The sequence below is a fragment of the Alistipes sp. ZOR0009 genome (assembly GCF_000798815.1).
Classification (GTDB): Bacteria; Bacteroidota; Bacteroidia; order Bacteroidales; family ZOR0009; genus Acetobacteroides.
Genome location: NZ_JTLD01000074.1, coordinates 1 through 13,166 on the forward strand (window position 1 = coordinate 1; position 13,166 = coordinate 13,166).

Genomic DNA, 13,166 nt, shown 5'->3' on the forward strand with positions numbered 1-13,166 from the left:
TTCGGGGGCTGTAGGCTATTTTACTCCTGCGGGTGATTTTGATTTTAACGTGGTTATTCGAAGTATTCTTTATAATTCAATTTCAAAATACTTGTCATTTTCGGTGGGTAGCGCAATAACCTTTGGTTCTGAGGCTGAATTGGAGTACGCCGAATGCCTTGTTAAAGCGAAGGCTATATTGGAAGTTCTCGAGAAAAGAACGGTGCACCATAAAGATTAACCAGCTAACTTTATAAAAAAGAGACATGCCTTTTACATTGCGACTTACAAAATTTATTGCGGAACATGAGCTTTTCGATTTTGACGATAGGGTGCTTGTTGCCGTAAGTGGTGGAATTGATTCTACAACTCTTTTGGATGTTTTAGTAAAGCAGGGGTACAAGGTGGCGATTGCCCATTGTAACTTTTCTTTGCGGGGCGATGAGTCGGATGGAGATGAGCAGTTGGTTCGAAATCTTCAGAAGGTTTACGGTATAAAAGGTTACTATATTCGATTCGACACAGAAGCAGAGGCTGCGGTTGCAGGCGAATCTATTCAAATGGCTGCTCGTCGTTTAAGATATAGCTGGTTTAATAGGCTTTGTAATGAGGAGTGCTATAGGTATATTGCTATTGCCCATAACGCCGATGATGTTGCTGAAACATTCTTTTTAAATTTGACTAGAGGTACTGGTCTTAAGGGGCTTACTGGTATAAAACCCAAAACCGGGAGGGTGGTTCGTCCGCTTCTTTTTGCACCTCGAAAAGAAATTGTTGAGTATGCCTTGGGAAATGGTATTAGCTATAGAGAAGATTCTTCAAATGCTAAAGATAAGTACGCTCGAAACAGAATTCGTTTAAATGTTATTCCTGAATTTAAAAAAATCAATCCAGCTTTTAACCTGACTATGTTGGAAAATATTGCAAGGTTGCAGCTGGTTGAAGATCTAATAACACAGGAGGTTAATAATTTTAAGCAGGATGCGATTGTCGTTGATGGAAATGAGCAGCACATTAGTATCCGAAAATTGCGAATTAATAGGAATTCGAGGCTGCTCTTGTATGAGTATTTGAGCTTCTATGGATTTAACAGTAGCCAAATTGATGATGTTTTCAATTCAATAGAAAAGGGAATTTCAGGAAGTCAGTTTTTTGGGCGAGGGTATGTTTTACTTAGAGATCGAGAAACTTTAATTTTGTATCCCGATAAGAAGGATGTTTCTCAGGGATTTTTTGAGATATTTCCAGATAGGGAGAGTTTGAAAATTCCCATAAAGTTGGCTTTTGAGTATTTTGCAAATACCCATCCTTTGTTGATCGAGAAAAGCAGTCGCATTGCAATGTTAGATTACGAGAAGCTGCATTTCCCTCTTGTTTTAAGGAAATGGCAAAGCGGAGATGAGTTTTGTCCTTTAGGGATGAAGGGGAAAAAAAAGTTGAGTGACTTTTTTATTGATCAAAAAATGTCTGTAAATGAAAAGAGCAACCAGTGGTTGCTTTGCTCTGGTAGCGATGTTGTTTGGGTTGTTGGTCGACGAATAGATGATCGGTATAAGATTAGTGAAAACACCCAGACCGTGTATAAAATTAGCAAAATGTCTGACTAAAAACGATGAGCCTAGCCAAATTTGCTAGGCTTTGTTGTTTGGTCGTTTCTCCTAGGATTTTTCCATATGTTTTACTTCATTTGGATCGCTTCATCTTTTATATAGATGTTTAGCGTAATGGAATAACAATCAAATTATAACGTTTATGAGAAAGGTAGTGCTTACAGGTGCTGCAGTACTATTATGTTTGATCAGTTTTGGTCAAACAAATGGTGCGCTTACACCTGAGTTGCTTGGCAAGATCAAGCAGGCATACAACATTAATGATCCATCAACGAGGGCTATTACCAATGCGTTAACCCATAATGATGCAAAAAAGTTGGCCGAAAACAATGCATTTGAAGGAAAGGTTGACCATCTGTTTAAGTACAAGGTAGATGTTTCAGGGATAACCGACCAAAAGAGTTCTGGAAGATGCTGGATGTTCACAAGTCTAAACGTTCTTAGACCTAAAGTTATTGCAGGTCTGAATGTTGGCGAATTTGAGTTTTCTCAAAGCTACCTATATTTCTACGATTTATTGGAAAAATCGAATCTGTTTCTTGAGAACGTAATTGCTTCTGCTAATAGTTCGATGGATGATAGGAGGGTGGAATGGTATTTTAAATCACCAATTGATGATGGAGGGACATGGGCCGGCTTTATCAACATTGTGGATAAGTACGGTTTGGTTCCTAAAAGCGTAATGCCAGAAACAAATTCTAGCAGCAACACTTCCGCAATGGACGCTGTTTTGAAGACAAAACTTCGTGAACAAGGGTTGATGTTGAGAGAAATGGTTGGTAAGATGGCAAAGCCTGCCGAAATTCAATCCCAAAAAACCGCGATGTTAGGGGATATTTACCGCATTTTGGCGCTAAACCTAGGAGAACCACCGGTGCAGTTTCAATGGCGTTACAAGGCAAAAGATGGCTCTATAAGCGAATATCAAACCTATACGCCGCTAAGTTTTTATCATAAGGTTCTTCCTGATGTGAAGGTGTCTGACTATGTGATGATGATGAACGACCCAACTCGTCCTTACTACAAGTTGTATGAGGTGGAAAATTACAGAAATGCTCAAGATGGTCAAAATTGGAAGTACATCAATCTTCCTGTTGAGGATTTAAAGAAAATTGCGCTGGAGTCGATTAAAAACAACGAAGCTGTTTATGGTGGCGTTGATGTTGGTAAATTTTTAAATAGTAGCGAAGGGGTTAATGCTCTTGAAAATTACGACTATGAGGCTCTTTATGGTATGAAATTTCGGATGGATAAGCGTCAGCGAATCCTAACATGGGAGAGTGGCTCTTCTCATGGTATGTCGATTGTTGCCGTTGATGTTGATAAGAACGGTAATCCTACAATGTGGCAATTTGAGAATAGCTGGGGATCTTCTAGTGGCTATAAAGGTTATTTGACTTTTACCGATAGCTGGTTTAGCGAATATATGTTTAGAATGGTTGCTTTAAAAAAGTTTATTAGCCCAGAAATTCTAAAAATAGCAGATCAAAAAGCGGTGGTTTTACTACCCTGGGATAGGATGTTTTAAACTCCATAAAAGCGCAAAAGGAACGAAGTCACATCGTTCCTTTTGCTAAACCTAACCTAAATCTTCAGACACATTTAACACCTAACCTAAAACTTAACCTATGAAAAAACTAGCCTCAACTGATTTCATTACAAAGGTAACTCAATGGTATCCTAAGAGGGGTAAAACTAGGTTAATCTCTATTAAACCTCTAGAACCCTATCGAATTCATAATTAGAACAACAGAAGATCTCTTTATGTTCGTTTTGCTACTTACATATTTTATGATATTCACTTTCTTTTATTGAAATTTTTGACGTTTTAAGGGAACAAACGTTTGAAATTTAATAGTCGATGTTGATTTGTTTGTTGGAATAAAATAATGGACTTAATGCGGATATTTTTTTTTAATGGGGATTTCATTGGTTGGGCTCAAAAATAGAGTCTTTGAAGCGATTTTTAATTCTTAAAAAGTCTTATGTGAATACGAGAGGCAGCCTAAATATTTAGGCTGCCTCGCATATTTATTGGGGTGTAATTATTCTCCAAAGTGGAAAATGAGGGTTTGTTTTAGATCGGGATGTAAGCTGTTGGCCACAGGGCATTCCTTTGCCGAAAGTTCTATTATCTTTTTCTCTTTAGGAGTATAGTCGGTAGGGAAGAATAGCTCAACTATAACTTCAACAACACGTCGGGGGGCTGTTCCCATTACTTTGGTGATTTTAATCTCTGTTCCATCGATGTTAAAGCCATGAGTGCGAGCCGATATTCCCATTATGGTAAGCATGCAGCTTCCAAGGGCGGTTGCTAGCATATCGGTAGGCGAAAAATATTCACCTTTACCTTGGTTATCGATAGGGGCATCGGTAATTATCTTTTCGCCAGAGCGGACATGGGTTGCCTCGGTGCGAAGTTCGCCTAGATACTTTGTTTTTACAGTTTCCATGATGTATTATTTTGGAACTAAAATTATTGAATTTGTATTTATAAACAACGAAAAGGAGGGGCTGTTTAGCCTTTTTAAAATAAAAATGCCGGGCGAACCCGGCATTAAAAACTCTTAGTACAGAGTTTTTTTCAAACAATCTCTATCTATAAAGGCTAATTCGCTATTTGCCAGAGTTGGTTAGATCAACTTCTTTGGCAGTACCATCTACGGTGATGGTTACAATAAAATCTTCTGCTCCATTGCCAAAGTCGGTGATAATAGTGTGGTTGTTAACTTCTCGTTTAATAATACCCGAAACAAACATTGGCCATACTGCTTTTAGGTGGAGAGGTGTGGTTGTTACCTCTGTAAATGCTTGTCCTCTGCGATTTGTTCCACTAGCATCGATGGTAATATCATACTCGTCATCCCAAAAATTGAGTGGGGTATCGTAGCCTTTTACCATTGTTCTAACTTGTGTATACTGATGTTGGTAGGTTGTCCCATCTTCGAAGGTTACCTTACCGTTAGTTAGGGTTAAGGTTAAGGTGTGGTTTACTAGATCAATTTTCGAGGTTTTGGTTCCATCTATTTTTTTCTTGTTGATGGTGAAATTCTCGAAGGTTACCGTACGTGTTAGCCTGTCTGCGCTAATGGTTACGGTTATTTTACCGTCTTTTACCCAACGCTTATTTTTGCCAATTCCCCAGTTTGAGTAGACTACCGTTTTGGTGAGGCTGTTATCTACATTTTTTACTGTTGTAACGGTTCTTTTTCCAGTACTGTCAGGGGCGTTGCCAGCCTTTAAACCTAATGCTACTTGGTCAACTTCGTTGTCAACTTCTGCAAACATATTGGTAACAGTTTGACCATCGATGGCTGTCTCAATATTGGCATCTGTGGTTGTTTTTACGTCATCTCCTTTTTGGCAGGAGGACATAGAAAGGGCTGCTATAGCGCCAATGGCCCATAGAAATTTCTGCATAACAATCAATTTAAAGAGTTTAATTAGTTGGCTTAATTTCGACCTGCTTGGATGAGACGAGGTTGTACTGCAGCTGCATGGGGATGCAAATTAAATCGAGGGACTGGTTGAGGCTTTTGTTGTTAAAGTAGCCGGTGTAGCGTCGATTTTCGCAATCTTTGCAGCTGATGCTTACATTAAACTGGCGTCCGATTTCGGCTAAAACTTCCGAAAGTGGGGCGTCTGTGTAGTAGAATTCTCCAGATGTCCACCCTTTTTCAGTTTCTGTAATCTTTTGGACGTCTCCTAACCTTTGTCCTAAACTTTGAACGCCAAGTCCTGGTGTTAGGATTGCTTGTAAGCCTGTAGTCTCATTTTTTACTCCAACTTTTCCTGTAAAGCAGCTTACTTTTACAAGGCTATTTCTGGCAAAAACATTGAATGATGTTCCCAAAACAGATGTCACACATCCTTCTGATTTAACGTCAAACCGGCGTCCTTTTTTTACCTTGAAGAAGGCCTCTCCTGTTAGCTGTACTTCGCGCTTTTTCCACCAAAGAAACTTCTGGTAGCTGAGCTGCGAGTCGGAGTTAAGCAGAACATTTGAACCATCGGGTAGCACTACCGCCACGTGTTGACCTCGAGGACTAACAACGCGCGTGGTGTGAGTTGCTACCAAAACCCCAACTGAGATAAGCACCGCAATGCTAGCGGCTGCTGCCCACCTAATAGGTAGAAAATGGCGCTTGGAAGATTTGGCTTCATTAATTTTACTGCCAAGTAAGTCCCATGCCTCCTCTTTCGAACGCCCAGCGGGAACCGAAAGCTGCTGAAGCAACTTTTCGGTTTGCTCATCTAAGCGATGCCTATCGTCAATATGAGGTCTGTTCTTGTTCATTTGTTTCTGTGATTCGTAATTATTACAACTAAGGGTGGATATACCCTACCGATTCTTTAATTTTTTTTGATTCTATTTAGAATGTTAGGTTGACATATACTGCTGGGGTTATTCCAAAGCCGTATATGTCGGAATATACGATAGGCGATTTGCCTTGGTCGACGTCTTTCTTTGGGGTATTTGATAGGGTGTATGTTCGTTTTGTTTGGTTGGTTCTATTGTACACGTTAAATATACTACCAGTAACTGATAGCTTGGTTTTACCAATAGGCTGTACGTATGAAGCTGAAATATCTAACCGATGGTAGGTTGGTAGCCGTTCGCTATTGCGCTGGTACTCGGCAACTGGTTTCATGTTGTTGTAAAAGGTAGGATTATCCCAAGGCTTTCCAGAGCCGAAAATCCAAGCAGAGGATAGCGTAAAACGGCTGATTTTGCGGGATGCAAAAAGTTTAAACTCATGAGTCTGATCTAAGCCTGATGGAAAGTCGCTATCTACTTTTAGATTGTCCGTATGAAAGTAGACTTCGGATAGCGTGTAGCCCATCGTAACTTGTCCTTGTGGAAAGAGGTATTTGACGAATAAATCGATCCCGTTGATTTTATTAGATCCATTTATCATTTTCTCTTGGTAGCGAATTTTGTCTTTGATGAGCGTAGGGAATAGCGCGATGTAGGCCATTCCTGTGGTGTTTTTGTGATAACCTTCTAGATCAACTTGAAGGTTTGGCGTTATATCGAAGGTGAAGCCTGCGATGTAGTGATTTGAACTCACTATTGGGTGGCTTTTATCTGATATGCTCCAGTAGCTGTTATATTCGCCAAGGAAGGTAATCGGAACACGGTTGATGAACTGTAGGTAGCGACCAACTGCAGCCTTCGCGTAAATGTTTGGAATAATTTCGTATGCCGCAGAGATTCGAGGTTCGAAGTAGGGTTTTGCTGTTGGGGTAAAATAGTTAAGCCTAAAGCCAGGAGTCAAATTTTTTAGCCTCCCTTTTGATATGTTGAGCAGAAAATAGGTTGTCGCAATTCCACCTTTGGTGCTTTTTAGCCTCGAAGTGTCTATTTCTGTATTGGCGAGTATTTTTCGATAGTTGGTAAACTTGTAACTGTTTTGCAAGCCTGTAATTGCAACTCCAGCTATAAGTGTAGTACTCGGGGTAAGCCGTCTTTCGTACTCAAACTTTGCGGTGACATTTTTTATCTGGTTGGTAAGCTTATTTTGTCGGGTTGTTTCTGTATCCGTTTTAGGAGCCTTTCCTGTATTAAGATGGTCGAAGTTGAGGTGGTATTGCGAGTAGCCAATGGATGCGCGCATGTAGCTTTTCCCATTCAGATCCTTACTCCATTTTATGCCGATGCCGGAATTCTGGATGTCGGAAGTTTCGTTTAGGTATGCTTTAGGTTTACTGCTGAGTAGGCTCATCTGATCGCTGCCTGAGTATATGCTCAACGAAAGATTTTGGGTAGAGTCAGGGGTGTAGGTAATCTTGCTGTGCAGATCGTAGTAGTAGTAGCTTGGCGTGTATTTTTCGTTAAAGCTGGCAATGTTATTTAGCGATGTGGCGGCTAAATCGCTGCGAAGCTTGTCAAAGAGATCGTCGTATAGCTTGGTTTGGTAGGCATCCGTGTAGGATCTTCGAGCGGTAAACACGAGGCTCCATTTTTTACCTAGCGGCGTGTTTACCATGGCATCAAGAGCCAATAAGTCTGCTCCGACGCTAAAGGTAGGCTTGTACCTATTTCCTGATTTTCCTGTTATCTCTATGATAGAAGAGGCGGCACCTCCGTATCGAGCATCAAATCCACCCTTAAATATTTGAATATCCTTAATGGCGTTGGTGTTGAAGGCGCTTAGCTGCCCTAAAAAATGGTTGAGATGGTAAATGGTAAAGCCGTCGAATAGCACCTGTGTTTGGTCGAAGGGCGATTTGCGGATATTGAGTCCGACGGCCGATTCGGTGGTGGCATCTATGCCTGGAAGCATTTGCAGTGGGGCTGTGAAGTCGAGCGGATTGACGGTTGGCACATCGGCTGCTGCCTTGGGATTAAGGGTGCTTTGTCCCGCTACCGTTGGAATTTGCACCAGGTAGTTTTGCTTTTCGGTGACGGTGATGGCTCCGAGTTTGATGCTGGCTCTATCAAGCGTTACGGTTAGCTGCTCGGGACGGGTTCGAGGGGTCACCTCAATGCACTGCTTTACAAATCCGAGGTAGGATATGCAGAGGTTTACAGTTTCTGCTGTCGGTAGCGTTAGGTTGAAGGAGCCATCGGCATTGGCGGTGGTCGAGAATTTGCCGTTGTCGGTATAGATTTGTGCGTAGGGAAGGTGCTCGCCCGAGGCCAAGTCGGAAACGGTACCCCATATGCGGTACTTGGGCGTTTCGATGGGAGATGCTGCAAGCGGTAGAACAGGCTGCTCAACGGTTGCTGCTTTGGGGTGTAGCACAAATACGTTCCCTATTCGGGTTATCTCGTAGGGGGTGCTGCTTACAATTTGAGATAGCAGCTCGTTGATGCTGCTACCTCTAAAGTAGCCTGCTACGCTCTGCCTATCGGCCAGCTGCGCGTCAAAGGCTATCTTTACCCTGTTGTCTTTGCCTACTTTTTCGAGGACATCGGAGAGGGGCTTCCCCGAAAATCGGTACGAAAGCTTTTGGGCATGCGCCTGGGTTGATATAAGTATAATGGAGGTTAAGGCGAGTAGCCTTACAAGGTGTGATGCTTTTTGGTTTCGTTTCTGGTTTTTTCCTGCCATCAGATTTTATATTCCAACTTGTTACGAATAAACCCAAGCGCTTCGGACATCCGCTTCTCTACCGCCTTTACGCTGATATCTAACCGTTCCGCTATTTCGGCATAGGTTAGCTCTTCAATGCGGTTCATCAGAAAGGTGATGCGGCACTTTTCGGGCATCTCGGAGAATATTCGATTCAGCTGCTCCTGCATCTCCTGCTCGCGCAGCGGATGGTCGGCCTCCTCGTGGTATATCTCCGTTTTAGTCGTATTTTTTTGGAAGTTAAGAACCACCGATTCGTGCTTAAAATGGTTCTTGAGTAGGTTGGACGAAATGGAGTAGAGCAGCGAGAGAACCGTTTCCTCTCTAACCGTATCCCGAACATCCCATAGCTTAATAAAGGCCTCCTGTGCTATATCCTCCGAAAGGTTTATATCCCCGCAGCGAAAATATAGGAAGCGCTTAATGCTATCGTAATGGTCGTCGAATACCTGCTTAAACCAGGTTGTTGTGTTGAGCTGTTTTACCCCCATAAAATCCAATCTCTCTGTACCTCCTTATTACAACCAGCTGCAAATATACCCTACCATTTTTTATTACAAAGCTTAAAGAATAGTGTTAACAAACAAAATAGCCGTCGAATGGTCGTTTTTGATGGTTGAATGGTGCAACAAAAAAGGTTGTTTCCCGTCTATAATGCGTACAGCGCTGTTAAGGTAGTCCTGAGCATCTTTGGGGTGTTCGGGATTTTATTAAACTTTTTGTGAGCAATAATGAAAAAAATTGGGTTAACGTTAGAAATCTTGCTGCTTGTTGTATGCCTTAGCTTTAAAAATAGCGCCTTGTCAAATAAGGTTTGCTTCGAGGTGCATTTTGCCCCCAACTTTGTGTCGAGCATCTACTCGGTAGGCGAGGTGGGGTTTGGGAAGAATCCTCAGCTAAAGTATGTCGATATGACGCCTTCGGACAAGGAGGTGCTGCAGCAATCGGCTGATCTTATTCGGTTTGGCAATGGTAAGTCGGGGGCATTCGTGTTTGCCACCTACTTCCTTCCGTGCTATCTCGACATTAGCACGGCCTCCGAATATGCCGTATTTGTAGCAGACCTTAAGCAGGCGCTACTGGCTAACGATTTTGCGCCTTTCCTGAAACGGTATCCTGTCGACTTTACCGATGTATTTATGGCCAGCAAGCGTTCCTTCTTTTCGCAAAGTAGCAGCGATTGGGAGAAAAAAACAAAGCCGCTGTTGGAGCGATACTTTAAGGTGCTGGACATTTTTGTAAAGTATGCGGCGCCCTACGAGTCGCAGTTTTGGCCCGAAGATCGGAGCAAGCTTCAGGAGCGTGCCAACCACTTTAATGCCTACTTCGAAAAGGAAAATCTTATTGGAAAGTGGGAGCAGCTGCTGGGTGTCCCCTTTGGGCGCGATTACCGCATCTACCTTTGCCGCCACAACAGCTATGGTCCCGATGCCAACTCCATCTGCTTCGATCGGAATATTTTTAATGGCTTTAAGTACGAGAATATGGTGGTAGACTTTGTGAGCCATGAGGTGGGTACGCATTTGCTTTACAAGGCGGCTTGGCTCGACGATGACCTCAAGGTGCAACGAAAGGAGAGCTACGAGGTGCTTTATGCCGCCTTCGAGTCGTTGGCCATGTTCTACAATACCAAAATACTGGGTAAGCATCTTAGCTACGACATGGAGTATTTCCGTGGAGCTGAGTTTACAGAGATATACAACAACATATACCACCCCAAGATGTCGACACAGGAGCTGTTGCGCTGCGGGGTGGAGCAAATGGCGCCCAAGTGGAATAAGTAGCTTGGGCCAAAAAATGGGGGAAGAGCGTAGCTTCGGCTACGCTTTTTATACATTGCCAGCTTTTGCATCCTTTTGTCTTTTCACAACCTGTTTATAAAGCTAATAGATGTAACATTGCCGCAGCCAATTCGTCTATCGGGGTATTGTGAGAAGGAAAGGCTAATGCGAATTTTTATTCGTAGCATTTGGGGGCGGCAATGAAAAATTCGAATGTAGAGCTGGCAGCAATGCTGCTGGTGGGCTGTTTTTGTGTTAAGGATAGGGAATTATCTAACGAGATTGACTTTGAGGTGCACTTTGCGCCCAACCTTTTATCAGCTATATATACCGCTGGCGAGTTGGGCTATGGCCGAAATCCGCTCCTAAAGTATGTTGATATAACGGCTGCCGATAGGCTGCTGCTGCAGCGAAGCGGAAATCTGATTGGATTTGTTGATGGAGATATGGGGGAGCTCATCTTCCCAACCTACTTTTTACCCTGCTACCTCGAGGTGGCTTCGGCTGCTCAGTACAACCTGTACGTGGTTGCCCTTAAGGAGGCTATGCAAGCTAACCGCTTCGACAGCTTTCTAAAGCGGTATCCTGTCGATTTTACCGATATCTTTATTAATGGCAACCGCCACTTCTTCTTTCAGTGCGAGGCCGATTGGAAGCTGCATACCGAGCCGCTGCTTCCAGCTTACTTCAAGGTGCTCGATGTCTTTACCCGCTACGCGGCTCAGTACGAGTCGTCGATATGGCCTGCCGATCGGCAATACCTGCAGCAGCAGGCTTGTTCGTTTGCAGGGTACATACAGCAGTATCACATTGTAGGTGGATGGGAGCAGCTGTTGGGGTATCCTATACTGGGGAATCATCACATCTATCTTTGCCGATATAACAACATTTGGGCCGACGCTGCCTCGGTTTGCTTTTACCAGAACCAGCTCGATGGAAGTGGGTATCAGAATATGGTGGTCGATATTGTGAGCCACGAGGTGGGGGCGCATCTTCTTTACAGGGAGGCTTGGCTCGGAGAGGAGCTGCAGCAGGTACGCGAGCAGCATCCCGAGGTGCTTTATGCCGCCTACGAGTCGCTGGTGATGTTCTACAACCAAAAGGTGCTGGATCGTAGGCTTACCTACGACTTGGACTACTATCATGGAAAGGAGTTCCTGAATATATACGATCTGCTATCTAATCTGCAGCTCTCGGTGGTGGATATGCTGCGCAACGCGGTGGAGCAAATGGCCCCTCTATGGAATCTGAGTTGAGCAGCCTGAAACTGTTCCTCTTTTTTACTTTTTCTTATTATTCAGATGTAATAATTTTGTGCCGTTGGATGGAAGTCGGTTTTACTTTTGGCTTATGGGGGTAGCCGGTGTTGTAGGGAGGCTGACGTACTGTTCGTAGCGCATATTGAGCGGTTGAAACAGAGCATGTCCTGCCCATGCTGTAACTATTTTAGAGGGGATGATGAAAAATTCTAGCGTAGAGCTGGCTGCATTGTTGGTGACGGGGTGTTTTTGTTTTAAAAATAGGGCTTTACCTAGCGGGATAACCTTCGAGGTGCTTTTTGTGCCCAACTTCGAGGCGGCTATCTATACGGCGGGCGAGCTGGGTGGGAGCCGAAACCCTAGGCTAAGGTATGTCAGCATGACGGCCTCCGACAGGCTGCTGCTGCAGCAGGCATCGGACTTGATAGGGCTTAGCGCCGAAGAGTTTGGCGTTTTTGCTTTCCCTACCTACTTTCTTCCCTGCTATTTGGGTATCAGCTCGGCTCGCGAGTATCTTTCCTTTATCGAAGCGCTGAAGCAGGCCATGCAGTCTGGCTGCTTCGACTCGTTTTTACAGCGCTATCCTGTCGATTTTACTGACATGTTTATGAGGTGCCATCAGCGCTTCTTCTTTCAAAGCCGCGAGGATTGGCGCCAGCATACCGCCCCCTTGCTGGCCGACTACTTTGCCGTGCTCGACGTGTTTTCGCGCTATATCGCCGAGTACGAGCAGCAAATTTGGCCCGAGCATCGGCGTATGCTCGAGCGTCGGGCATCCGCCCTTTCCCACCGTTTTTTGAGCGGGGGGATCCTGACTCGCTGGGAGCACCTGCTTAACCGGAGCGTCGATGGGTGCCTTCAGTTCTATCTCTGTCGCTATAACAGCTACTGGCTCGATGCAACTTCGGTCTCTTTCTACCAAAATGTGCTAGATGGTGAGGGGGATGATAACCTTGTGCTCGAGTATGTCAGCCATCAGGTTGGGGCGCAGCTCCTGCATGCCGCAGCATGGCTTGGAGAGGAGCTGCAGCAGGTGCGCGAGCAGCATCCCGAGGTGTTTTATGCCGCCTACGAGTCGCTGGTGATGTTCTTCAACCAAAAGGTGCTCGACCGCGGGCTTACCTACGACTTAGACTACTATCAGGGCGACGAGTTTGTCAGCCTATACAATCAAATATGGTATCCGCAGCTCTCGGAGGTGGATATGCTGCGCTACGCGGTGGAGCAGATGGCGCCCAGATGGAATCTGAGCTGAGAAACCTGAAGCTGAATGGTACCTCAGACCTTTTGACGAGTGGGCTGAATAGTTTTTTTAATAAGGGAGTAGAGGCTACCCGCCCATCCGAGCTTCTGACGGCCAGCCCGGAGTCCCGTTCTACCCATCCGAGCCTCTGACGGCTAGCCCGGAGTCCCGTTCCGCCCATCCGAGCCTCTGACGGCCAGCCCGGAGTCCCGTTC

11 protein-coding genes are annotated in these 13,166 nt (G+C 44.3%); 6 read left to right on the plus strand and 5 right to left on the minus strand.

Annotation, left to right across the window (positions count from 1 at the left end; all coding sequences use genetic code 11):
- The 3 genes from L990_RS15845 to L990_RS15855 form a co-directional block, all read left to right on the plus strand.
- A partial coding sequence (locus L990_RS15845; RefSeq protein WP_047451414.1) for a chorismate-binding protein occupies positions 1 to 220 on the plus strand: 220 nt, incomplete at its 5' end.
- Positions 221 to 245: 25 nt separating this feature from the next.
- Positions 246 to 1,586 carry a tRNA lysidine(34) synthetase TilS gene (gene tilS, locus L990_RS15850; protein ID WP_047451417.1) on the plus strand — a complete coding sequence of 447 codons (1,341 nt, stop codon included), beginning with the start codon at positions 246 to 248 and terminating at the stop codon, positions 1,584 to 1,586.
- A 145-nt stretch (positions 1,587 to 1,731) separates the two neighbouring features.
- Positions 1,732 to 3,117: an aminopeptidase C gene (locus tag L990_RS15855; RefSeq protein WP_047451419.1), complete on the plus strand. Its 1,386-nt coding sequence runs from the start codon at positions 1,732 to 1,734 to the stop codon at positions 3,115 to 3,117.
- 517 nt (positions 3,118 to 3,634) lie between these two features.
- Here L990_RS15855 and L990_RS15860 read toward each other — a convergent pair.
- The 5 genes from L990_RS15860 to L990_RS15880 all read right to left on the minus strand — a co-directional run bounded on the left by L990_RS15860 (position 3,635) and on the right by L990_RS15880 (position 9,159).
- Complete coding sequence (locus L990_RS15860; RefSeq protein WP_047451421.1) at positions 3,635 to 4,042, minus strand: OsmC family protein; 408 nt, start codon at positions 4,040 to 4,042, stop codon at positions 3,635 to 3,637.
- 163 nt (positions 4,043 to 4,205) lie between these two features.
- The gene (locus L990_RS15865) at positions 4,206 to 5,009 is read right to left on the minus strand and encodes a hypothetical protein (protein WP_047451425.1); all 804 of its coding nucleotides are present in this window, start codon (positions 5,007 to 5,009) and stop codon (positions 4,206 to 4,208) included.
- A gap of 19 nt (positions 5,010 to 5,028) precedes the next feature.
- Positions 5,029 to 5,886 carry a FecR family protein gene (locus L990_RS15870; RefSeq protein WP_052181090.1) on the minus strand — a complete coding sequence of 286 codons (858 nt, stop codon included), beginning with the start codon at positions 5,884 to 5,886 and terminating at the stop codon, positions 5,029 to 5,031.
- Between the two features lie 76 nt (positions 5,887 to 5,962).
- Positions 5,963 to 8,647, minus strand: a complete 2,685-nt coding sequence (locus tag L990_RS15875) for a carboxypeptidase-like regulatory domain-containing protein (protein WP_047451428.1) — start codon at positions 8,645 to 8,647, stop codon at positions 5,963 to 5,965.
- Positions 8,647 to 9,159, minus strand: a complete 513-nt coding sequence (locus L990_RS15880) for a sigma-70 family RNA polymerase sigma factor (RefSeq protein WP_047451439.1) — start codon at positions 9,157 to 9,159, stop codon at positions 8,647 to 8,649. The genes L990_RS15875 and L990_RS15880 overlap by 1 nt, the downstream gene beginning before the upstream one ends.
- Positions 9,160 to 9,399: 240 nt before the next feature.
- Here L990_RS15880 and L990_RS15885 point away from each other — a divergent pair, with 240 nt between their 5' ends.
- The 3 genes from L990_RS15885 (at position 9,400) to L990_RS15895 (ending at position 12,963) form a co-directional block, all read left to right on the plus strand.
- Positions 9,400 to 10,452, plus strand: a complete 1,053-nt coding sequence (locus tag L990_RS15885; RefSeq protein WP_047451429.1) for a hypothetical protein — start codon at positions 9,400 to 9,402, stop codon at positions 10,450 to 10,452.
- 197 nt (positions 10,453 to 10,649) lie between these two features.
- On the plus strand, positions 10,650 to 11,705 hold the full coding sequence (locus tag L990_RS15890; protein ID WP_047451431.1) for a hypothetical protein: 1,056 nt from the start codon (positions 10,650 to 10,652) through the stop codon (positions 11,703 to 11,705).
- 199 nt (positions 11,706 to 11,904) lie between these two features.
- Positions 11,905 to 12,963 carry a hypothetical protein gene (locus L990_RS15895; RefSeq protein WP_156121643.1) on the plus strand — a complete coding sequence of 353 codons (1,059 nt, stop codon included), beginning with the start codon at positions 11,905 to 11,907 and terminating at the stop codon, positions 12,961 to 12,963.
- Positions 12,964 to 13,166 lie beyond the last annotated feature (203 nt).

Bases quoted from the DNA above. Each gene is read 5' to 3' on its own strand.
- L990_RS15895 (WP_156121643.1), top strand. From the start codon at position 11,905: ATGATGAAAAATTCTAGCGTAGAGCTGGCTGCATTGTTGGTGACGGGG.
- L990_RS15860 (WP_047451421.1), bottom strand. From the start codon at position 4,042: ATGGAAACTGTAAAAACAAAGTATCTAGGCGAACTTCGCACCGAGGCA.
- L990_RS15870 (WP_052181090.1), bottom strand. From the start codon at position 5,886: ATGAACAAGAACAGACCTCATATTGACGATAGGCATCGCTTAGATGAG.
- L990_RS15890 (WP_047451431.1), top strand. From the start codon at position 10,650: ATGAAAAATTCGAATGTAGAGCTGGCAGCAATGCTGCTGGTGGGCTGT.
- L990_RS15875 (WP_047451428.1), bottom strand. From the start codon at position 8,647: ATGGCAGGAAAAAACCAGAAACGAAACCAAAAAGCATCACACCTTGTA.
- L990_RS15880 (WP_047451439.1), bottom strand. From the start codon at position 9,159: ATGGGGGTAAAACAGCTCAACACAACAACCTGGTTTAAGCAGGTATTC.
- L990_RS15855 (WP_047451419.1), top strand. From the start codon at position 1,732: ATGAGAAAGGTAGTGCTTACAGGTGCTGCAGTACTATTATGTTTGATC.
- L990_RS15865 (WP_047451425.1), bottom strand. From the start codon at position 5,009: ATGCAGAAATTTCTATGGGCCATTGGCGCTATAGCAGCCCTTTCTATG.
- tilS (WP_047451417.1), top strand. From the start codon at position 246: ATGCCTTTTACATTGCGACTTACAAAATTTATTGCGGAACATGAGCTT.
- L990_RS15885 (WP_047451429.1), top strand. From the start codon at position 9,400: ATGAAAAAAATTGGGTTAACGTTAGAAATCTTGCTGCTTGTTGTATGC.